At 67.7% G+C, this 20,461-nt stretch carries 18 protein-coding genes; 12 read left to right on the top strand and 6 right to left on the bottom strand.

The window, feature by feature from the left end; genetic code table 11:
* Window positions 1-3: 3 nt before the first annotated feature.
* The 3 genes from secF (at window position 4) to fabV (ending at window position 4,045) form a co-directional block, all read left to right on the top strand.
* Window positions 4-981, top strand: coding sequence for a protein translocase subunit SecF (secF, locus tag DX03_RS11580; RefSeq protein WP_038688893.1), 978 nt, complete (start codon window positions 4-6; stop codon window positions 979-981).
* Window positions 982-1,093: 112 nt separating this feature from the next.
* Window positions 1,094-2,328 (top strand): IS3 family transposase gene (locus DX03_RS11570; RefSeq protein WP_244880116.1). Its coding sequence is split into 2 segments (ribosomal slippage): window positions 1,094-1,445 and window positions 1,445-2,328, totalling 1,236 coding nucleotides; the frame shifts between segments, so codons are not numbered across the junction.
* A 460-nt stretch (window positions 2,329-2,788) separates the two neighbouring features.
* Window positions 2,789-4,045, top strand: coding sequence for an enoyl-ACP reductase FabV (gene fabV, locus DX03_RS11565; RefSeq protein WP_038688887.1), 1,257 nt, complete (start codon window positions 2,789-2,791; stop codon window positions 4,043-4,045).
* A 51-nt stretch (window positions 4,046-4,096) separates the two neighbouring features.
* On the opposite strand, the gene DX03_RS11560 is transcribed toward fabV, so the two are convergent.
* Both DX03_RS11560 and DX03_RS11555 read right to left on the bottom strand, forming a co-directional pair.
* Complete coding sequence (locus tag DX03_RS11560; protein ID WP_038688885.1) at window positions 4,097-5,302, bottom strand: MFS transporter; 1,206 nt, start codon at window positions 5,300-5,302, stop codon at window positions 4,097-4,099.
* Window positions 5,299-6,540, bottom strand: a complete 1,242-nt coding sequence (locus DX03_RS11555; RefSeq protein ID WP_038688883.1) for an MFS transporter — start codon at window positions 6,538-6,540, stop codon at window positions 5,299-5,301. Before DX03_RS11555 ends, DX03_RS11560 begins: the two co-directional genes overlap by 4 nt.
* Window positions 6,541-6,673: 133 nt before the next feature.
* On the opposite strand from DX03_RS11555, the gene DX03_RS11550 reads away from it, so the two are divergent.
* Window positions 6,674-7,261: a TetR/AcrR family transcriptional regulator gene (locus tag DX03_RS11550; protein ID WP_038688881.1), complete on the top strand. Its 588-nt coding sequence runs from the start codon at window positions 6,674-6,676 to the stop codon at window positions 7,259-7,261.
* 29 nt (window positions 7,262-7,290) lie between these two features.
* Here the strand turns inward: DX03_RS11550 and DX03_RS11545 are convergent, their stop codons facing one another.
* The 3 genes from DX03_RS11545 to DX03_RS11535 form a co-directional block, all read right to left on the bottom strand.
* On the bottom strand, window positions 7,291-9,363 hold the full coding sequence (locus tag DX03_RS11545; RefSeq protein ID WP_038688879.1) for a GGDEF/EAL domain-containing response regulator: 2,073 nt from the start codon (window positions 9,361-9,363) through the stop codon (window positions 7,291-7,293).
* Between the two features lie 90 nt (window positions 9,364-9,453).
* Window positions 9,454-10,638 (bottom strand): BaiN/RdsA family NAD(P)/FAD-dependent oxidoreductase, encoded by a 1,185-nt coding sequence (locus DX03_RS11540; RefSeq protein ID WP_102100685.1) that lies wholly within the window; start codon window positions 10,636-10,638, stop codon window positions 9,454-9,456.
* A gap of 8 nt (window positions 10,639-10,646) precedes the next feature.
* The gene (locus DX03_RS11535; RefSeq protein WP_038688875.1) at window positions 10,647-11,195 is read right to left on the bottom strand and encodes a YaeQ family protein; all 549 of its coding nucleotides are present in this window, start codon (window positions 11,193-11,195) and stop codon (window positions 10,647-10,649) included.
* Between the two features lie 122 nt (window positions 11,196-11,317).
* Here DX03_RS11535 and DX03_RS11530 point away from each other — a divergent pair, with 122 nt between their 5' ends.
* Together DX03_RS11530 and DX03_RS11525 are read left to right on the top strand one after the other, a co-directional pair.
* A complete protein-coding gene (locus tag DX03_RS11530; protein WP_038688873.1) occupies window positions 11,318-11,692 on the top strand; it encodes a hypothetical protein in 375 nt (124 codons plus the stop codon).
* Entirely contained in the window at window positions 11,689-12,570 is an 882-nt protein-coding gene (locus tag DX03_RS11525) for a pseudouridine synthase (protein ID WP_038688872.1), read from the top strand. The genes DX03_RS11530 and DX03_RS11525 overlap by 4 nt, the downstream gene beginning before the upstream one ends.
* Window positions 12,571-12,994: 424 nt before the next feature.
* Here the strand turns inward: DX03_RS11525 and DX03_RS11520 are convergent, their stop codons facing one another.
* A complete protein-coding gene (locus tag DX03_RS11520) occupies window positions 12,995-13,471 on the bottom strand; it encodes a YaiI/YqxD family protein (RefSeq protein ID WP_038688870.1) in 477 nt (158 codons plus the stop codon).
* Between the two features lie 300 nt (window positions 13,472-13,771).
* Here DX03_RS11520 and DX03_RS11515 point away from each other — a divergent pair, with 300 nt between their 5' ends.
* From DX03_RS11515 to aroD, 6 genes are all read left to right on the top strand, one after another.
* Entirely contained in the window at window positions 13,772-13,981 is a 210-nt protein-coding gene (locus tag DX03_RS11515) for a cold-shock protein (protein WP_017356920.1), read from the top strand.
* Between the two features lie 154 nt (window positions 13,982-14,135).
* Entirely contained in the window at window positions 14,136-14,828 is a 693-nt protein-coding gene (locus DX03_RS11510; protein WP_038688868.1) for a glutathione S-transferase family protein, read from the top strand.
* A gap of 37 nt (window positions 14,829-14,865) precedes the next feature.
* The gene (locus DX03_RS11505; RefSeq protein ID WP_038688866.1) at window positions 14,866-16,431 is read left to right on the top strand and encodes a protein adenylyltransferase SelO; all 1,566 of its coding nucleotides are present in this window, start codon (window positions 14,866-14,868) and stop codon (window positions 16,429-16,431) included.
* A gap of 300 nt (window positions 16,432-16,731) precedes the next feature.
* A complete protein-coding gene (locus tag DX03_RS11500) occupies window positions 16,732-18,243 on the top strand; it encodes a right-handed parallel beta-helix repeat-containing protein (RefSeq protein ID WP_038688864.1) in 1,512 nt (503 codons plus the stop codon).
* A gap of 23 nt (window positions 18,244-18,266) precedes the next feature.
* Window positions 18,267-19,562, top strand: coding sequence for a carbohydrate porin (locus DX03_RS11495; RefSeq protein ID WP_038688862.1), 1,296 nt, complete (start codon window positions 18,267-18,269; stop codon window positions 19,560-19,562).
* Complete coding sequence (gene aroD, locus DX03_RS11490; protein WP_244880115.1) at window positions 19,562-20,449, top strand: type I 3-dehydroquinate dehydratase; 888 nt, start codon at window positions 19,562-19,564, stop codon at window positions 20,447-20,449. Before DX03_RS11495 ends, aroD begins: the two co-directional genes overlap by 1 nt.
* The last annotated feature ends 12 nt before the right edge of the window (window positions 20,450-20,461 follow it).

Below are 20,461 nucleotides of genomic sequence, written 5' to 3'. Positions count from 1 at the left end.
ACAATGAAACTGTTTCCGCTGCACATCCTCCCGAACGACACCAAGATCGACTTCATGCGGTGGCGTCATGCCGCCATGGTGGTCACCCTGCTGCTGTTCATCGGTTCGATCGCACTGATCGCCACCAAGGGCTTCAACTACGCGCTGGATTTCACCGGCGGCACCCTGATCGAGGCCCGTTTCGAGCGCAAGGTGGACGTCGAAGACGTCCGCGCCAAGCTCGAAGCCAATGGCTTCGAAGGCGCCCAGGTGCAGAGCTTCGGTGGCAACACCGACCTGCTGATCCGTCTGGCGCCGCAGGGCGAGCACGCACCGGGCACCGGCAATTCGGCCAGTGACCAGCGCACCGCCGCTGCGGTGGTCAAGGCGATCTCGCTGAGCGACAACCAGGCCACCATCCAGCGCAACGAGTTCGTTGGTCCGCAGGTCGGCAAGGACCTGGCGATGAACGGGCTGTACGCCACGCTGTTCATGCTGGTGGGCTTCCTGATCTACATCGCGTTCCGCTTCGAGTGGAAGTTCGCGATCACCGCCAGCATCGTGGCGCTGTTCGATCTGCTGGTAACGGTGGCCTACATCTCGGCCACCGGCCGCGAGTTCGACCTCACCGTGCTGGCCGGCCTGCTGTCGGTGATGGGCTTTGCCATCAACGACATCATCGTGGTGTTCGACCGCGTCCGCGAAAACTTCCGCAGCCTGCGCGTGGAGCCGCTGGAAGTGCTGAACCGTTCGATCAACCAGACGCTGTCGCGTACGGTGATCACCGCGGTGATGTTCTTCCTGTCGGCACTGGCGCTGTACATGTACGGCGGCACCTCGATGGAAGGCCTGGCCGAAACCCACATGGTGGGCGCGGTGATCGTGGTGCTGTCCTCGATCCTGGTGGCCGTGCCGATGCTGACCATCGGCGCCCTGCGCGTGACCAAGCAGGACCTGCTGCCCAAGGCCAAGGACATCGAGGCGCTCGAGCGTCGTCCGTAAGCCACCGGCTGCATGAAGCACCTGAAAAGCCGCGCCCTGCGCGGCTTTTCTTTTTTGCGTGACCCGTCCTGAATTGAGTTGACACCTTTTCCCACAGGAAGAGGAATGTTCAATGGATTCAACACTCAGGCGCAGCCAGCGGGATTACTCGCTGGCCTTCAAATTGTCGGTGGTCGACCAGGTCGAGCGCGGGGAACTGACCTACAAAAAGGCCCAGGAGCGATACGGTATCCAAGGACGGAGCACCGTGCTTGGCTGGCTTCGCCGTCATGGTCGGCAGGATTGGTCGGGTGGTGCATCATCTGCCCCCATGACCACTTCACCCAAAAGCGGGGCGGGCAAGCCGCTGACGCCGGAACAACAGATCAAGGCCTTGCAGGTGCAACTGCGGGAAGCCAACGAGAAAGCGCAGCTTTTCGAAGCCATCGTCGATGTTCTCAAAGAGGACTACGGGGTGCGGATCGTAAAAAAGCCTTCCGGCAAGTCCTCACGCAAGGGCGCCTCCAAGGCCTAAGCGTGGCAAGGGCTTGCCGACATTTCGGCATTAGTCGGCAGGCGTACTACAAAGCCGGCCATCGCCAACAACAGCAGCTGGTCGAGGGCGCGCGGGCGATCGCCTTGGTGGGTGGCTATCGGGCCCGTCAGCCACGCATCGGCACCCGCAAGCTCCACGGTCTGATCAGGCCGGCACTGCAGGAATCGGGGATAGCGATGGGGCGGGACCGCCTGTTTGGTGTCCTTCGTGATGCCCGGCTCCTGGTGCCCATGCGGCGCGCATATCACAAGACAACCGACAGCCATCACCGCTTCCGACGGCACCCCAACCTGCTCAAGGCTGGCGAGGGGCGCGTGGTACCCACCGGCTGCGAGCAGGTGTGGGTCGCCGACATCACCTACCTGCCGACGCAGGGGAAATTCGTCTATCTGAGCCTGATTACCGATGCGTGGTCACGCAAGATCGTAGGCTGGAGCGTGCATGACACGTTGCAGACAGAGCAGGTCGCCCAAGCCCTGCAAATGGCGTTGAAGGGGCGAAAAACGCGCCAACGTCTGGTCCATCACTCCGACCGTGGCATCCAATATTGCTCGGACTACTACCAAAAGATCCACGCCAAGCACGGCGTGACCTGCTCGATGACTGACGGCTACGACTGCTACCAGAATGCGCTGGCCGAACGGGTGAATGGGATCTTGAAAGGTGAGTTCCTGCTGTATCGGCCTCGAGACCTGGCGCAGGCGCGCCAGATGGTGGCCGAGGCGGTGGCGATCTATAACGCCGAACGCCCGCACCTGTCCCTTAAAATGCAGACGCCCGATGCAGTGCATCGGGCGTCCTTGGCCGCCTGACGGCGGCCGGTTCATCCACCACAGGTGTCAACCTATGGCAGGACGGGTCAGCGCGGCGGTAAAAGCCCAGCCGGGCAGAGCCCGGCTCTACGGATTGTGTGGCAGCCGGGCAGAGCCCGGCTCTACGGGGCGTGAAAGCGCGTAGAGCCGGGCTCTGCCCGGCTGCTCTTCTCTCCGCGCGCAGCCCACTGTCGGGCGAGGGACGGGATGGGCGTGGCGGGACCGTTGGGCCGCATGGATGCGGACCACGAGCCCCCAAGGACGGGTTTACGGCGTGTCCCGCCATGCCCATCCCGTCCCTCGCAACACCGGGGCGAGCAACCCGCCATACACCCCCGTCGGTTGTGAAACACCGCCCCGCACACTACGATCCCATGCGTTCCGCGCAGCCGCCCCGGTGGCGCGCACCGCCCCTTTTCATCGCGCAGGCCCGGCCTGCGCCAGTCCAAACGAGGTTTCCATGGTCATCAAACCGCGTGTGCGCGGCTTCATCTGCGTCACCACCCATCCCGTCGGCTGCGATGCGGCCGTCAAGCAGCAGATCGAATACATCCAGGCCAAGCCGAAGATCGCCAATGGCCCCAAGAAGGTGCTGGTGCTCGGCGCCTCCACCGGCTACGGCCTGGCCGCGCGCATCACCGCCGCCTTCGGCAGCGATGCCGCCACGCTGGGTGTGTTCTTCGAGCGTCCGGGCACCGAAACCAAGCCCGGCACGGCCGGCTGGTACAACACCGCCGCCTTCCACAAGTACGCCGAGCAGGCCGGCCTGTACGCCAAGAGCGTCAATGGCGATGCCTTCTCCGATGAAGTGAAGGCCAAGGTCATCGAACTGATCAAGCAGGACCTGGGCCAGGTCGACCAGGTGGTGTACAGCCTGGCCGCGCCGCGCCGCAAGCATCCCAAGACCGGCGAGATCATCAGCTCCACGCTCAAGCCGATCGGCGCGCCGATCACCCTGCGCGGCCTGGACACCGACAAGGAAGTGATCACCCAGACCACCATTGAACCGGCGACCCCGGAAGAAGTGGCCGGCACGGTGGCGGTGATGGGCGGCGAAGACTGGCAGATGTGGATCGACGCGCTGCTGGAAGCGGGCGTGCTGGCCGACGGCGCCACCACCACCGCCTTCACCTATGTGGGCGAAGAAATCACCCAGGCCATCTACTGGAACGGCTCGATCGGCGCGGCCAAGAAGGACCTGGACAACAAGGTACTGGGCCTGCGTGAAAAGCTGCAGGCCATCGGCGGCGATGCACGCGTGTCGGTGCTCAAGGCCGTGGTCACCCAGGCCAGCTCGGCCATCCCGACCATGCCGCTGTACCTTTCGCTGCTGTTCAAGGTGATGAAGGCCAAGGGCACCCACGAAGGCTGCATCGAGCAGCTCGATACGCTGTATGACATCGTGTACGGCGGCAAGGACACCGGCACCGCAACCGAACGCCTGCGCCACGCGCTCACCGATGGCGACCGCCAGGTTGACCTGATCGACGACGCGGGCCGCCTGCGTGCGGACTACAAGGAAATGGCGCCGGACGTGCAGGGCGAAGTGGTGGCCCTGTGGCCGCAGGTGACCAACGAGAACCTGTACGAGATCAGCGACCTGGCCGGCTACAAGGCCGACTTCCTGCGCCTGTTCGGGTTCGGCGTGGACGGCGTGGATTACGACGCCGACGTGGCCACCGACGTGCAGATTCCAAACCTGGTCGACATGGCCTGACCCAGGGCGCCCCATCAGGGGCGCGCCTGAGCTGCACTGCAAACGCCGGGATTACCCGGCGTTTGTCGTTTGCGTCCGCGGCGGCTGTCCACGTGCGGTCAGCACCACCGCCAGAATCAGCGCGGCGCCGGCACAGCCGGCCGACGTCCACAGCATGATGCTCAGTCCCGGCCCGTCCATCAGCTGGCCGCCGCTCCATGAGCCCAACGCGATGCCGACGTTGAACACGCCGACATAGAGCGCGCTGGCCATTTCAACGGCGTGCGGCGCGGCCCGCATCACCCAGGTCATCAACGCCACCGACACCCCGCCGTAGGCCAGCCCCCAGACCAGCAGCACGGCGGTGCCACCGGCGACCGTGTCACCGATGGTCAGGAACAGCACCGGCGTGAGCAGCAGGCCCAACGCAATGGCCGCGACGGTCGGTGCCGTGCGACGCGCAGCCGCGGTGCCAGCGAGGAAATTGCCGCCGATGCCCGCGATGCCATAGCCGAACAGCACCGCACCCATCCAGCGCGGATCGATGCCGGCCACGCCGACCAGCAGCGGCCGCACGAAGGTGAAGGTCATGAAGTGGCCGCCGACCAGCAGCAGCGTCAACAGCAACCCTGCCTGCAACGCCCGGTTGCCCAGCTGCGCGCGCAACTGGCGCAGGGTAGGCGAGGACGCTACCGGCAGCGCGGGCATCGCCAGAAGATGCAGTGCCAGCACCGCAGCGCTGAACAGCGCCATGCCGGCAAAGGCCCATCGCCAGCCGGCCAGGTCGCCGATCCAGGTACCCAGCGGCACGCCCAGCACCGACGCCGCCGCGACACCGCCGAAGATGATCGACGTGGCCAGGCCCACGCCCTCGGCCGGCACCAGCCGCGCCGCCAGGCCACCGGCGATGGCCCAGATGCCCCCCATGCAGAACCCCACCAGCACCCGGGCGGCGAGCAGCCAGTAAATGTCCACCGCCAGCGCCGAGGCCAGGTTGGCGACCACCAGCAGGGCCAGCAAGCCCGCCAGGATCCAGCGGCGGTCAATGCCCCCGGCGCCGATCACCGCGATCGGGGCGAACACCGCGGCCAGCAGCGCCGGTAGCGAGAGCGTCAGGCCCACGGTGCCGGTGCGCGTGCCCAACTGTTCGGCGATGCTGGACAGCAGGCCTACCGGCAACATCTCGGTGGTGACCACCGAGAACGTGGCCAGGCCGGCGGCCACCACCGCCAACCATGGACGCTGTGCGAGGGAGGGGGCAATGGAAACGCGGGTCATCGGTCGGATCCTGCAACAAGGGTGGCGGGCGCTTCGGCCGCATCGGGTGCGGCGGCAGTCCTGGCGGGCAGACGTTGATGCACCCACAGCGTGGTGATCACCACCAACGCAGCACCGGTCACGGCGACCCCAAATCCCGCGCGTGCACCGGCGATATCCACGACCTGGCCAGCACCGGCCGCACCCATCGCCACGCCCACGTTGAGCCCGGCCAGCAGCCAGGTCATGCCTTCGGTCAGCGGATGCGCAGGCACCAGCCGTTCCACGATCGACATCGCCACGATCATGGTCGGGGCGAAGAACACCCCGGCCACCAGCACGGCCACCGCAAGCGCGGCGATGCTGTCCACCTGCAGCAGGGGCAGGGTGGACAGCGCGGTGGCCATGCCGCCCAGCAACAGCAGCCGCCGCAGCGGCCAACGCAGCGACACCGCACCGAACAAGAGGCCGGCCACGCACGAGCCCAGTGCATAGGCGGACAGCACCACGCTGGCCGCACCGGGCACGCCGCGCTGCTCGGCGAAGGCGACACTGGTGATGTCCACGGTGCCGACAATCACACCCATCGCCACCATCAGCAGCGCCAGCAGACGCACGTTCGCCACGCCGAGCGCCGACCCGTGGCGGTCGCCCGCATCGATGGGCTGCAGCGGCGGTTCGCTGCCGCGTTGCACGACCAGCGCGGCGACGCCCAGGGCCAACAGCACGGCGGCAGCGAACAGGCCGGCCAGCGGATCGATCGCCACCGACAGCCCCACCGCCAGCGGCGGACCGGCAATGAAGGTCACTTCGTCCAGCACGGTTTCCAGTGAGTAGGCGGTCTGCAGGCGCGGTTGCCCCCGGAACATCGCGGCCCAACGCGCGCGCACCATCGCCGACATGCTGGGCATGGACCCGGCCAGCACCGCCCCGGCAAACAGCGTCCATGCCGGTGCTTGCCGCGAGGCGGCGGCGAGCAGCAGCGCCATGCCGAACACACTGATCGCCGTTGCGACCGGCAGCACGCGCGATTGCCCATGGCGGTCCACCAGGCGTGAGATCTGCGGCGACAGCAGCGCGTAGGTGAGGACGAAGGTGGCGGCCACGCTGCCGGCCAGGGCGTAGCTGCCGCGCAGTTGCGCAAGCAGGGTGATGATGCCGATGCCGGTCATCGGCAGGGGCAGGCGCGCCAGCAGCCCGGCCAGGGCGAAGCGCCCGGTTCCGGGGGCGGCGAACAGGATTCGGTACGGGGCGAGCATCGGTGTTTCTCCAGGATTCGGCCGTCGGCCCGATGGGCGGACGAACATACATACGACATGTATGAATAAAATCCTATATACATACGGGGTGAATGTAAATAATCATACGTGCCGTATGTAAGGAGTTGACCGGATGGCCCGCCGTACCCGTGCCGAGATGGAAGAAACCCGCGCGGCCCTGTTGGCGACCGCGCACGCCGTGTTCACCGCGCAGGGCTATGCGGACGCCTCGATGGACGATCTGACCGCGCAGGCCGGGCTCACCCGGGGCGCGCTGTATCACCATTTCGGCGACAAGAAGGGATTGCTGCAGGCCCTGGTGGCGCAGCTGGACGCCGCCATGGATGCCCGCCTACAGACGATTTCGGCCACTGCGGCCGACCCATGGGACGGGTTCCGCAGCCGCTGCCATGCCTACCTGCAGATGGCGCTGGAGCCGGATATCCAACGCATCGTGCTGCGCGATGCGCGCGCGGTGCTGGGCGGGGCATCACCGGAGGCGCAGCGCCACTGCGTCGCCTCGATGCAGGGCCTGATCGAGAACCTCATGCGCCTGGGTGTGGTGGCGGACGCCAACCCGCAGGCGCTGGCCTCGCTGATTTACGGCAGCCTGGCCGAAGCGGCGTTCTGGATTGCCGAGAACCCCGACGCAACCGAGCGTCTGCGCCAGGCACAGGCCGCGCTTGATCTGCTGCTGCGCGGCCTGCTGGCCACCCGGTAGTGGGTCACGACCGTTGGTCGTGACGCCCCTTACGCGAAATCGAAATTCATCACCGGCCCGGCGGGGCCGACGAAGTCGCCCTGCACGTAGTCCACGCCGGCACTGAACAACAGACTCATCGAGTTGGCATCGGCGACGAACTCGGCGATGGTGCGGATGTTGGCCGACTGCGCGCGTGCGGTGATTTCGCTGATCTTCTCGCTGTGCTCGCGGGTGCTGGCCACATCGCGGGTGAAGTCGCGGTCCAGCTTGAGGAACTGCGGCTGGAAGTGCGCCAGCAGCTGGAACGAATCCAGCCCCGAGCCGAACTGCTCCAGGCCGATCCGGCAGCCCAGCGGCGCCACCTCGGCCAGGAACTGCTGGGCATTGCGCAGGTGGGTGAACACCTTCGCTTCCGGCGCATGCAGCCACAGCCGCTCGCCGGGCACGCCCTGGGCCTGCAGTTCGCGGCGCAGGGTGGCCACCATCTGCGGGTCGTTGAACGATTCGGGGGTGATCTTGACCATCATGTGGGTGGGGTGGCCGGCGCGTGCGCGCTCGCCCAGCACGCCGATGGCGTGCGCCACCACCCAGCGGTTGATGTCGGCCAGCAGCCCATGTTCCTCGGCGATGCCCAGGAACGCGGTGGGGCTGAGCAGTTCGCCGTTGTTGTCCAGGCGCAGGTACGCCTCGTACAGCTCCAGCGGCTCGCCCTGCAGGCTCAGCACCGGCTGGTAGTGCAACTGGAAGCCGTCGCCGCCCAGCGCTTCGCGGATGCGGGTGACCCAGCGCTGGATGCGTTCTTCTTCCACCCGGTCGATGGCGGCCGGATCGAAGATGCGCGTGGTGTTGCCCAGTTCCGACGCCGCCTGCTGGCATTCGGTGGCGCGCGCCAGCACCTGGCCGATGCTGGCGATCTTCTCGCCCACCTGTACGCCGCCGATGCTGACGGTGACCGTGGCCGAGCGCTCGCCGATGCTGAACACCTGGCCGGCGAACGCGTCGCGGATCTGGTCGGCCAGGGCCACCGTCTGCGCGTAGGCGCCTTCGGTCAGCACCGCAAAGCTGTGCTCGCCAAAGCGGGCCACCTGTGCCACATCGCCGACGCTGGCGGCCAGCACCTGGCCCAGTGCGCCGATCAGCGCATCGGCCGAATCCAGCCCGATGTCCGGCAGCAGGCGCGCGTAGTGGTCCGGCTCGATCAGCAGCAGGCCGAACTGGCCCTCGCTGCGGCCGGCCTGGGCCACTGCGTTCTCCACGTGCAGCATGAAGGTGGGGCGGTTGAGCAGGCCGGTGACCTGGTCGCGCTGGCGCAGGTCTTCGACCTCGCGGGCCAGTTCCGGGTCGAACTCCATCCGCCGGCGGCGGAACACCACCTGCAGGCAGGATTCGCCTTCGTAACTGGCCTGGGTGAATTCCATGGTGGCCGGGAACACCGCGCCGTCCTGGTTGCGCGCATCCACCTGGTACTGCGGCGGTGGCGCCTCACCCTTGCTCATCGACTTGAGCAGCTGCTTGAAGCCGTCCACGTGTTGCGGGGCCACCATGTCCAGCAGCGAAATGCCTTCGACGTCGTCGAAGGATTCGTAGCCGAACATCTCCAGGTACGCCTCGTTGGCGCGGATGTGCATGCCTTCGTGGACGTAGGCGATGGGGTCGCGCGAGGAGGAGATCAGGGCATCGCAGCGGCGTTCGGTTTCGCGCATCTGCGCTTCGATGCGGCGCAGCCCGCGGCGCGCGTGCAGGTCGGTCCACTCGTTGCGCACCACCGCCAGCAGGTGCTCGGGGCGGTTGCGCAGGGCGATGGCGCGGATGCCGTTGGCCCCGGCTTCCACCCATTCGTTCTCGTCGATCGACTCGGCCAGCAGGATCATCGGGATGTCCTTGCCACTGGCCGCGATCTGCTGGGTGACCAGCAGCAGCGGAATGCTCTGCGCAGGCGCGGCCAGCACCAGGTCGATCGGCTGGCTGCCCAGGATCTGGGCCAGCTCCTCGGCGTGCTGCGGGCGCGCCGGGCGCACCGCGATGCCGCTGTTGCGCAGCGTGCTGACGATGGTTTCAGCGTTTTCACCGCTGTCATCCACGATCAGCAGGCGCACGGTCATGTCATTCGTGTTCTGCATTCACTACTCCCCGGACTGCAAACTTGATACACGATGGCTGTGGATACGTCCATGCGGCAAACGGTAGCCGGTCACGAATCCGCCGCCGGCTTACACCACCTGGCCTGCGGCATGGCCGCTGGCCCAGGCCCACTGGAAGTTGTACCCGCCCAACCAGCCGGTCACGTCCAGCACTTCCCCCACGAAGTGCAGGCCGGGAACCAACTGCGATTCAAACGTACTGGACGACACCTTGCGGGTGTCCACGCCCCCCAGGGTGACCTCGGCGGTACGGTAACCCTCGGTGCCGCTGGCCACCAGCGGGAAGCCCTGCAGCAACGCCGCGGCCTCGCGCAGTTGCGGTTCGTCGATCTGCTTGACCGGGCGGTCGGGCAGCCAGTGCTCGCACAGGCGCAGCGCCAGCCGCCGCGGCAGCACTTCGGACAGCACCGTGCGCAGTTCGGCGGCGCCGCGGTCGCGCTTCATCGCGCGCAGCCAGCCTTCCGCGTCCTGGCCTGGCAGCAGGTCCAGGCGCAGGTCGTCGCCGGGCTGCCAGAACGAGGAGATCTGCAGGATGGCCGGGCCGCTGATGCCGCGGTGGGTGATCAGCATGGAGTTGCTGAAGGCTACATCGTTGCAGCGCGCCGTCACCGGCAGGGCCACCCCGCTGAGGTCGTTGAAGCGTTCCTGATGCTTGCCGCTCAGGGTCAGCGGGACCAGCCCGGCGCGCGTGGGCAGCACCTCATGCCCGAACTGGCGGGCCAGCTCGTAGCCGAAGCCGCTGGCGCCCAGGCTGGGGATGGACAGCCCGCCGGTGGCCACCACCAGCGAGGCGGCATGGAACTGCCCCTGTGCGGTGGTGACATGGAAACCGTCGCTGCCGCGTTCGACCTTGGTCACCCCGCAGTCGGTGCGCACCTGCACGCCGGCGGCCTGGCACTCGTCCATCAGCATGCGCACGATCTGCTTGGAGGAGATGTCGCAGAACAGCTGGCCCAGTTCCTTCTCGTGGTAGGCGATGCCGTGGCGTTCGACCATCTCGATGAAGTGCCACGGCGTATATCGGGCCAGCGCCGACTTGCAGAAGTGCGGGTTGGCCGAGAGGAAATTGGCCGGCGTGGTGCCGGTGTTGGTGAAGTTGCAGCGCCCGCCGCCAGACATCAGGATCTTCTTGCCGACCTTGTTGGCATGGTCGATCACCTGCACCATGCGGCCGCGTTGGCCGGCGGTGAGCGCGCACATCAGCCCGGCCGCGCCGGCGCCGATCACCAGCACGTCGCATGCAATGGGCTTCATCGCCTGGCTCATTCCTTGATGCGCTTACGCCAGGTCGGGATCACGTCCAGCTGCATCTGGTCGTTGATCAGCTGCACTTCGCCATCCTGGATCAGCACATTCCAGCGCATGGCGCGCTGGATCTGCTCGGCCCAGCGTTCCACGAAGGTGCTGTCCAGATCCAGCACCGAGAGGTTGTCGAAGCGCTCCAGGCCCTTGGCCTGCTTGCTCCACCAGATATCGGCGCCGTGCCCGGCGAAGGTGATCACCTGCACCTGCCGGCTGCGATTGCAGGCTTTGCGGATGCGCGATTCGTCGGGCTGGCCCAGGTCGATCCATTGCAGGATGTCGCCGGTGTAGTCGCGGTGCCACAGGTCCGGCTCGTCGTCGGTACTCAGGCCGCGGCCGAACTCCAGGCGGTCCTCTGCATTCAGCGCGAAGGCCAGCAGGCGCACCATCAGGCGCTCATCGTTTTCCGACGGGTGCTGGGCGAGGGTCAGGTTATGGGTCGCGTAGTAGCCGCGATCCATGTCGCTGATCTGCAGTTCGGCCTTGCGGATGGTGGCGGTGAGAGCCATGGGGATACCGGGAGCAAAGAGGACCATGATAGTGGTTTGCCCCGGGGGTGTCCGGGGCGATGCTTCTGGAGGAGGGCGTTTGGTGGCACGCTGGGCGCTTCGCGGTCCGGTTGTCGCCCTGCATGTCACGTTCCCCGCCACGCCGTCTGGTCATCGACGGTGCTCCCTTCATCTGCAGCGTCCGGCGTGGGCCGGTCACCGCCGACCCGGCCTGCACGGTGCTGTCGGCTTACGGTGCCGGGCGCCGCCTGCGTATCCGCTTCGATGCCGATCCGGCACGTGGTTGCCTGTCAGGCGATGCGGGGCTGGCCACGGGCAGCGTGCGGACCGCCGACGGTCAGTGGATCAACCTGCACCGGCCGGCGGTGATGCGCGCGCTGATCGACGCCGGGCTGGCTGCAGCCGATGTGCGGGGCGATGAGCGCGATGGCTGGGCACTGCTGGCGGTGGCCGCGCTGCCTGCCGACGCCGACGCTGGCGGCGGAGCTTCGGCATGACCCCGCCCAGTCGCCTGCAGCTCCCTCCGGGCACGTGGGCAACGCTGCTCGACGGCCTGTGCGCGCGCTTCCCGCGGATCGACCGGGCGCAATGGGAAAGCCGCTTTGCACGCGGGCGGGTGCTGGACGCGCAGGGCAGGGCGCTGGCGCCGGACCGGGCGTGGCAGGTGGGGCTGGAGATCCAGTATTTCCGTGAGGTGGCCGAGGAGCCGGTGATTCCGTTCCTTGAAACGGTGGTGCATCAGGATGCGCACCTGCTGGTGGCTGACAAGCCGCACTTCCTGCCGGTGACCCCGGCCGGGGCGCATGTACGCGAAACCCTGCTGGCGCGGCTGGTGGCGCGCACCGGCAATGCGGACCTGGTGCCGCTGCACCGGCTGGACCGCCTCACCGCCGGGCTGGTGCTGTTCTCGACCCGCTCCGATAGCCGTGACGCCTACCAGCGGCTGTTCCGCGAGCGACGCATCGACAAGACCTACGAGGCGTTGGCCCCGGCGCTGCCCGGGCGAACGTTTCCGCTGGAGCGGCATACCCGGCTGGTAGCGGGCGAACCGTTCTTCCGCATGGCCGAAGTGCCCGGTGAGCCCAATGCCCGCACCCGCATCGAGGTCATCGACGCCGACGGCCCGATCTGGCGCTACCGGCTGCACCCCGAGTCCGGCCGCAAACACCAGTTGCGCGTGCACATGGCCGCGCTGGGCGCCCCGATCGAGGGCGACGACCTGTATCCGGTGTTGCGCACGGCGGGCGAGGGCGACGCCGCGGCACCGCTGCAGCTGTTGGCCCAGGCGCTGGCATTCCTCGACCCGCTGACCGGCGAACCGCGTCATTTCAGCAGCGACCGGCAGCTCACAGCCAAGGTGGCGGCCCCCCGGTAGTGCCGGCCGCTGGCCGGCTCCCCGCAAAAACCCCGTAGCGCCGGGCTCTGCCCGGCCCCCGCAAAAACCGGTAGTGCCGGCCGCTGGCCGGCTCCCGGCGACGCCTGGATTCATGCAGAGCCGGCCAGCGGCCGGCAGCCCACGTGGTGCCCGGAATTCATGAGGAGCCGGCCAGCGGCCGGCACTACCGGGGTGCCCGAATTTCATGAGGAGCCGGCCAGCGGCCGGCAGCCCACGTGGTGCCCGGATTTCATGAGGAGCCGGCCAGCGGCCAACAGCCCCCGTGGTGCCAGAATTTCATGAGGAGCCGGCCAGCGGCCGGCACTACCGGGGTGTCCGAATTTCGTGAGGAGCCGGCCAGCGGCCGACAGCGCACGTTCTGCCCGGATTTCATGAAGAGCCGGCCAGCGGCCGCCCTCCCGGTTCAGCGCCCTGAACGCTTCGCCAGCCACCGATCCAGTTCAGCCGCGAACGCCTGCCTTTCACGCGGGCCCAGCGGCGGCGGGCCGCCGGTCTGCACGCCGGCGCCGCGCAGTTCCTCCATGAAATTGCGCATCGACAACCGCTCGGCCATGTTGTCGGGGGTATACAGCTGCCCGCGCGGGTTCAGCGCCACGCCCTGCTTGGCAATGACCAGCGCCGCCAGCGGGATGTCCTGGGTGACCACCAGGTCGCCGGCGGTCACCCGCTCGACGATGGCGCTGTCGGCCACGTCCAGCCCGGCGGGCACCTGAAGGAACTCGATCACCCGCGAGGGCGGGGTGCGCAGCCAGTGGTTGGCTACCAGGGTCAGCGGCACCTGCACGCGCTCGGCGGCCCGGAACAGGATCTCCTTGATCACCCCGGGGCAGGCGTCCGCATCAACCCAGATGCGGCATATGGCGGAACTTGAATCGGGCATTTGGCTGATCTTAAGGTAGGAAAAGTCTGAATGGGGCGTGCGAAATCGTGTAGGATGCGCCAATCCCTTGTCCCGTCAGGCGTGACGGGGGGATGGCTGAATAAACCAGCTATCGCTTTTTAGGTAAAACACGAGTATCGTCACCCACACTGTGTTTGCTAGGGTCACCGTGAATCGTGGCCTGGTGCAGTTGATCTCACGATCTGCTCATCGATCCGCTTTACCAACGCCTGCAACTCAGTCTCGGCTCCGATAAGCGGCGGCCGCGATTATTTCAACTATTGTTTCAGGAGTTAGTACATGTCTGATCGTCAGCAGGGCACCGTGAAGTGGTTCAACGATGCCAAGGGCTTCGGCTTCATCACCCCGGAAAGCGGCCCGGACCTTTTCGTGCACTTCCGTGCCATCCAGGGCACCGGCTTCAAGTCGCTGCAGGAAGGCCAGAAGGTGACCTTCGTCGCCGTGCAGGGCCAGAAGGGTATGCAGGCTGATCAGGTGCAGGCGGTCTAATCGACCCCCCGCTACCGTCAGGTTGCAATGAAACGCCGGGAGCGAAAGCTTCCGGCGTTTTTTATGCGTGCTGTTTTTTCATCCGCGGGCGGCCGATGACATCGGCAGGGCATGTACCTCGTTACGATGTCGCTTTGAACCTGTGGACCCGTCAATGATCAAGGTGCACCATCTGGACCACTCGCGCTCGCAGCGCGTGCTGTGGATGCTCGAAGAGCTGGGCCTGCCGTACCAGCTGGTCAACTACCAGCGCGACCCCACCACCTGGCTGGCGCCGCCGGCGCTGCGCGAGATCCACCCGCTGGGCAAATCGCCGGTGCTGCAGGACGACGCCCTGGTGCTGGCCGAGTCCGGGGCCATCCTGGAATACCTGGCCGACCGCTACGACAGCGCCCGCCAGCTGTCGCCTGAACTGCTGCCGGCCCAGGCCGCCGAGCGCGTGCGCTACCGCTACTGGATGCACTACGCCGAAGGCTCGGCGATGCCGCCGTTGCTGTTGAGCCTGGTGTTCGCGCGGGTACGCAAGGCGCCCATGCCGTTCTTTGCCAAGCCCATCGCCCGTGGCATCGCCGACAAGGTGATGAAGGGGTTCGTAGGCCCGCAGCTGAAGCTGCACCTGCAATGGATGGAGCGCGAGCTGGGCCAGTCGCCGTGGTTCGCCGGCGAACGCTTCACCGCCGCCGACATCCAGATGAGCTTCCCGATCCAGGCAGCCGCGTCGCGTGCAGGCAGCATGGACGCGTACCCGAAGCTGCAGGGCTTCCTGCAGCGCATCGAACAGCGCCCGGCCTACCAGCGCGCCACCGAACGCGGCGGGGCGCTGGACCTGGGCGCAGGCGCGGCGTGAACTTGCGGGGGCGCAGCGGCGCCCCCATCTGGTGAGCATGGATACCCAGCCCCTGCGCTTCGACAACCGATTCATCGGCGACCTTCCCGGCGACGAGGAAACCGGCCCGCGCGTGCGCGAGGTGCGCGGTGCTGCGTGGTCGTCGGTGATGCCCACGCCGGTGGCCGCACCGCAGCTGCTGGCGCTTTCCACCGAGGTTGCCGACCTGCTGGGCCTTGGCCCGGACCTTACCGACAGCCCGGATTTCGCGCGCGTGTTTGGCGGCAACGCGCTGTATGCCGGCATGCAGCCGTGGGCGGCCAACTACGGGGGCCACCAGTTCGGGCATTGGGCCGGGCAGCTTGGCGATGGTCGCGCCATTTCGCTGGGCGAGCTGCTGGCCCCGGACGGCGCGCGCTGGGAACTGCAGTTGAAAGGGGCCGGGCGCACCCCCTACTCGCGCGGGGCCGACGGCCGCGCGGTCCTGCGCTCGTCCATCCGCGAATTCCTGTGCAGCGAAGCCATGCACCACCTGGGCGTGCCGACCACGCGCGCGTTGAGCCTGGTGGGCACCGGCGATGCGGTGGTGCGCGACATGTTCTACGACGGCCACCCGAAGGCCGAACCCGGCGCCGTGGTGTGCCGGGTGGCGCCGTCGTTCATCCGTTTCGGCACGTTCGAACTGCCGGCCTCGCGCGGCGACGTGGCCTTGCTGCGCCAGCTGGCCGATGCCTGCATTGCCCGTGATTTCCCGGCGCTGGCCGATGCCGGCCCGCAGCGCTATGCGCAGTGGTTCGCGCAGATCTGCGAGAGCACCGCGATCCTGGTGGCGCACTGGATGCGGGTTGGCTTCGTGCATGGGGTGATGAACACCGACAACATGTCCATTCTGGGCCTGACCATCGACTACGGCCCGTATGGCTGGGTGGACGACTACGACCCGGACTGGACCCCGAACACCACCGACGCACAGGGCCGCCGCTACCGCTTCGGCACCCAGCCGCAGGTGGCGTACTGGAACCTGACCCGGCTGGCGCAGGCACTGTCGCCGCTGTTCGACGACGTCGCGCCGCTGCATGACGGGCTGGCCCGTTTCCAGGCCGTGCACGCCCAGCGCGAGCGCGAGGACATCGCGGCCAAGTTCGGGCTGGCCCAGTGCGGCGATGACGACGTGGCGATGATGGCCGCCTGGTTGCAGATCCTGCAGGACGGCGAGATGGACATGACGCTGGCCTTCCGCGGCCTGATGGCGCTCGATCCGCAGGCGCCGTCGGTGCAGGTGCTGGACGAGGCTTTTTACAGCGCCCAGCGACGCGAGGCGGTAGTGCCCGCAGTGCAGGCCTGGCTGCAGCAGTACGCCGCGCGCCTGCGTGCCGATACGCTGGATGCGGCCATGCGCCAGCAGCGGATGGCGGCGGCCAACCCGCTGTATGTGCTGCGCAACTGGCTGGCGCAGGAGGCCATCGAACAGGCCGAGCAGGGCGACATGAGCGGTGTGCACACGCTGCTTGAAGTGCTGCGTACCCCCTACGACGTGCAACCGGGCCGCGCGCATTTCGCCGGCAAGCGCCCTGACTGGGCGCGTGACAAGGCAGGCTGTTCGATGCTGTCCTGCAGCTCCTGAGCCCGGGTGCGCGGTACGCCGCGCCTTCACTGCGACCCTTCTGACTGCACGCTATTGCATGCCGCCGCGCCTGCGGTGGCCGTTGTCGTGCCTGCGTCTACGACAATGGTCGTAGCGGTGAAATCCGATAATCGCACACGTAGTCGATAAACGCACTTGAATGGTGCAGTGCGATAAACCTACTTTCAATCCCGTTCCAAGCGATCCACCTCTGGCGGGCGAGGGCAGTGCCACTACGGTACTGAAGCCAGGTACAGGGGAAAGACCGCCGGAGTCCCTTTCCCTGTGCGGAGCCTGCGCATGCGTTGCCGTCTGTCTGTTGTTTCCCTGACCCTGCTTGCCCTGCTGCCGTCGCTGGCGCTGGCCTACCAGGCCGAGCCGCCGCGCGAGGCGCTGCAGGTGCTGCATGTGGACCGCTATGCCGACGACGCCGCCCCCGGGTCGCTGCGCTGGGCGATCACTACCGCCAACCAGGCTCCCGGCCGCTACCGCATCGAGATTGCCGCGGTGGGCAGCGCGCCGTACGTGATCCGCCCGGCGTCACCGCTGCCGGAGATCGTCGGCCCGGTGCAGATCGTCGGCACGCCGTGGGCGAGCGCCGGCCAGTACGTCGCCATCGATGGCGGCGGCTACGTCACCGGCACCGGCACCGATGCCTGCCCGGGCGCCGAGCCGGGCCAGTCCGGCACCAACGTGCGCACCACCACGCTGCCGGGGCTGGTCCTGCGCGACACCACGGGCGTTGAGCTGAGCGGCCTTGAGATCCGCAACTTCTGCATCGGCGTGCTGATCAACCGCAGCAGCCACAGCGACATCCACGACAACCGCATCGTGGCCAACAAGGGCGGTGCCGGCATCATGCTCACCGGCGACGACGGCAAGGGCCAGTCCACCGCCACCACCACCGTGCACAACCGCATCGTGCGCAACCAGTTCGTGGACAACGGCGACGGGTTGGAACTGACCCGCGGCGCGGCCTGGAACCTGGTGGCCGACAACCTGTTCCAGTCCACCGCGGCCAACCCGGAGCCGTCGCAGGGCATCGAAATTCTGTGGGGCAACGACAACACGGTGGTGCGCAACCGCTTCGTCGACTATTCCGATGGCCTGCAGATCAACTGGGGCAACCGCAACTACATCGCAGCCAACACCTTCATCGGCAATTCGATCGGGGTCAGCGTCACCGGCAGCGACAACGTGGTGGACGGCAACACGATCACCGGCAACGGCATCGGCATCGCGGTGCGTCCGCAGCCGGTGAGCGCACCGAACCGCTTCAGCGCCAACCAGATGGTGGGCAACGGGCTGAAGATCGCGCGCTGCGAAGCCGGTGGCGCCTGTGCCACGGGCCAGCCGCGCGGGGCGATCGTGTTCGGCGTACCGGGGCTGGAACACGCGAACTTCGTGGGCTCGCGCGGGCGCGGGGTGGATACCGACCCGTCCAAGCGCGCGCGCATCTGCAGCGGTGCCGACACCACCGGGTGCCAGCCTGCCCCCAACCTGGGCCAGGCCGCGCCGGTGCTGCAGGCAGTGCAGGGCACCGGTACCGCACGCACCGTGCAGGGGGTGTTCCAGGGCGTGCCGGGGCAGCGCTACCAGCTGGAGGTGTTCGGCAACCGTGCCGCGAGCAGCAGCGACGCCGAACGCCCGCTCGGCACCGTAGACGCCGTCACCGATGCGCAGGGGCAGGGCCGTTTCACGCTGGCGCTGCCGACCACCGGCGAGGCTGCCGGTATCGCCACGCTCACCGCCACCGCGACGTCCGCGCTGGGCGCCACCTCCCCGTTGAGCGCGCCGCTGTCGCTGCGCTGACCCGTCGACCCCGAGAGACTCCGATGCGATTTCCGAACCCCACTCCGCTGGCCCTGCTGTTGTCCGCCGCCGTGCTGGCGCCCGCGCTGGCCCACGCGCAGGACAGCAATCGTTACGACGGCAAGACCCTCACGGGCGACTGGGGCGGTACCCGTACCGCGCTGGACGAACGCGGCATCCGCTTCCGTGGCGACTACGTGGGCGAGGCGATGGGCGTGGTCGACGGCGGCTACGGCCGCACCGGCGCGCGCTATGCGCAGCAGGTGCGGGTCGGCGTCGACCTGGACATGGGCCGCCTGGCCGGCTGGGACGGCGGCGCCTTCCACGTCACCCTCAACGACCGCCGCGGCAACAGCACCTCGGCCGACCTGGTCGGCAACCGCTTTCCGATCCAGGAAGCCTACGGCGGGCAATACACCCGGCTCACCGAGGCCAGCTACGACCAGACCTTCAACGCCGGGCTGTCGTATTTCAAGCTGGGCTACTACGCCATGGGCAACCAGTTCGGCCTGCACAGCCTGCTGACCCACTTCGTCAACGCGGCCTTCTGCGCGCATCCGCTGGCGATGTCCGGCAACAGCGGCTGGTACAACTACCCCACGGCGCGCTGGGGCGGTGAAGTGGCCCAGCAGGTGAGCCCGGCGCTGAACGTGCGCACCGGCTGGTTCCAGGTCAACCCGAACCTGGGCGGCAACATCGAACGCAATGCGTTCCGTCCGTTCGTGTCGGGCACCACCGGTTCGCTGATTCCGCTGGAAGCGACCTGGACCCCGGACAAGGGCGGGGCGCACCCGGGCGTGTACAAGTTCGGCGGCTACTACGACACCTCGCGGGTGGACCAGCGCGGGCTGGATACCTCGCCCACCACCGGCCGCCACGGTGCGTATGTGCTGGCCGAGCAGCGGCTTACCCGCGAAGCCGGCGACCCGCAGCGCGGGCTGACCGCCTTCGCGCAGTACATGGTGTCGGACACCGACACCGCGCAGATCCGCCGCTGGTACGCGCTGGGGGGCGTCTACCAGGGCATCGGCTCACGCGCGCAGGACAGCATCGCGCTCGGCTACGTGGGCGCGGACATCAACCGCCGCCTGGTCGACGCCCGCCGCGCCACCCTGGCCGACGCGGGCGTGCCGCTTGACTCGCCGCTGTACCAGCTCAGCCAGGCCGAGGAATTGTTCGAACTGTCCTACAGCATCCAGGTGAATCCCTGGCTGATGGTCCGCCCCGACGTGCAGTACATCGTCAACCCCGGCACGTTCGCCTACACCCGCACCGACAACGCCTGGGCCGTGGGCGTGCAGGCCAAGGTGACCTTCTGATGCGCACCTTCCTTCCCTCGTTCCTGGTGAACCGCATGCGTCCGCTCACTCCCTTCATGCTGGCCGCCGTGCTCGGCGGCGCGGCCGCCGTTGCCCACGCCGCACCGGTACCGGTCACGCCCTTGCAGGTAGGTACGCTGCGCATCGGCGAAGGCGCACCGCGCACCATCGTGCCGATCACCGGTGCCACCGCCGAACAGGCGCTGCAGCAGGCCGCCGTGATCGCCGCCAGCCCGGCCACCGACCTGGCCGAATGGCGCATCGACTACCTGGACATCGCCACCGACGGCAAGGCGCTGGTGACCCTCGGCAAGCGCATCGCGCGCACGCTGGACGGCAAGCCGATGATCCTCACTTTCCGCACCCAGGCCGAAGGCGGCAGCAAGCCGATCAGCGACGCCGACTACGCCGCGCTGTACGCGACGCTGCTGCGCGGCGGCTTCACCCAGTTGATCGACGTGGAGATGTTCCGCGATCCGGAGCGGGTGGCGGCACTGGTCGCGCAGGCGCATGCGGCCGGGGTGAAGGTGGTGATGTCCAGCCACGACTTCCATGCCACCCCCGCGCGCGAGGAGATCGTGGCGCGGCTGCTGCGCCAGGAGGTGATGGGCGCGGACGTGTTGAAGATCGCGGTGATGCCGCGCGACGCCGGCGACGTGCTTGCCCTGCTGGATGCCACCTGGCAGGTGCGCCAGCGCAGCAGCAAGCCGCTGCTGACCATGTCCATGGGCGGCACTGGCGTGGTCTCGCGGCTGGCCGGGGAAACCTTCGGCCAGGCGCTGACCTTCGGCATGATCGGCACCCCGTCGGCGCCGGGCCAGGTTGAGGTCGAGCAGCTGCAGCAGGTGCTCCAGGTCATCCATTCCTCCAGCCAGGCCGGTCGTTGAGACCTCCCCGCC

The organism is Stenotrophomonas rhizophila (assembly GCF_000661955.1).
GTDB classification, from domain to species: Bacteria; Pseudomonadota; Gammaproteobacteria; order Xanthomonadales; family Xanthomonadaceae; genus Stenotrophomonas; species Stenotrophomonas rhizophila.
The sequence above is the reverse complement of the archived record's forward strand: the minus strand, read 5'-3'. Positions and strand labels throughout refer to the sequence as shown.

Coding starts and splice junctions, on each gene's coding strand:
- DX03_RS11510 (WP_038688868.1), top strand. CDS start 14,136: ATGATCAAGGTGCACCATCTGGACCACTCGCGCTCGCAGCGCGTGCTG.
- DX03_RS11560 (WP_038688885.1), bottom strand. CDS start 5,302: ATGACCCGCGTTTCCATTGCCCCCTCCCTCGCACAGCGTCCATGGTTG.
- DX03_RS11495 (WP_038688862.1), top strand. CDS start 18,267: ATGCGATTTCCGAACCCCACTCCGCTGGCCCTGCTGTTGTCCGCCGCC.
- DX03_RS11530 (WP_038688873.1), top strand. CDS start 11,318: ATGTCACGTTCCCCGCCACGCCGTCTGGTCATCGACGGTGCTCCCTTC.
- fabV (WP_038688887.1), top strand. CDS start 2,789: ATGGTCATCAAACCGCGTGTGCGCGGCTTCATCTGCGTCACCACCCAT.
- DX03_RS11540 (WP_102100685.1), bottom strand. CDS start 10,638: ATGAAGCCCATTGCATGCGACGTGCTGGTGATCGGCGCCGGCGCGGCC.
- DX03_RS11500 (WP_038688864.1), top strand. CDS start 16,732: ATGCGTTGCCGTCTGTCTGTTGTTTCCCTGACCCTGCTTGCCCTGCTG.
- DX03_RS11520 (WP_038688870.1), bottom strand. CDS start 13,471: ATGCCCGATTCAAGTTCCGCCATATGCCGCATCTGGGTTGATGCGGAC.
- DX03_RS11505 (WP_038688866.1), top strand. CDS start 14,866: ATGGATACCCAGCCCCTGCGCTTCGACAACCGATTCATCGGCGACCTT.
- DX03_RS11545 (WP_038688879.1), bottom strand. CDS start 9,363: ATGCAGAACACGAATGACATGACCGTGCGCCTGCTGATCGTGGATGAC.
- DX03_RS11515 (WP_017356920.1), top strand. CDS start 13,772: ATGTCTGATCGTCAGCAGGGCACCGTGAAGTGGTTCAACGATGCCAAG.
- DX03_RS11525 (WP_038688872.1), top strand. CDS start 11,689: ATGACCCCGCCCAGTCGCCTGCAGCTCCCTCCGGGCACGTGGGCAACG.
- aroD (WP_244880115.1), top strand. CDS start 19,562: ATGCGCACCTTCCTTCCCTCGTTCCTGGTGAACCGCATGCGTCCGCTC.
- DX03_RS11555 (WP_038688883.1), bottom strand. CDS start 6,540: ATGCTCGCCCCGTACCGAATCCTGTTCGCCGCCCCCGGAACCGGGCGC.
- DX03_RS11535 (WP_038688875.1), bottom strand. CDS start 11,195: ATGGCTCTCACCGCCACCATCCGCAAGGCCGAACTGCAGATCAGCGAC.
- secF (WP_038688893.1), top strand. CDS start 4: ATGAAACTGTTTCCGCTGCACATCCTCCCGAACGACACCAAGATCGAC.
- DX03_RS11550 (WP_038688881.1), top strand. CDS start 6,674: ATGGCCCGCCGTACCCGTGCCGAGATGGAAGAAACCCGCGCGGCCCTG.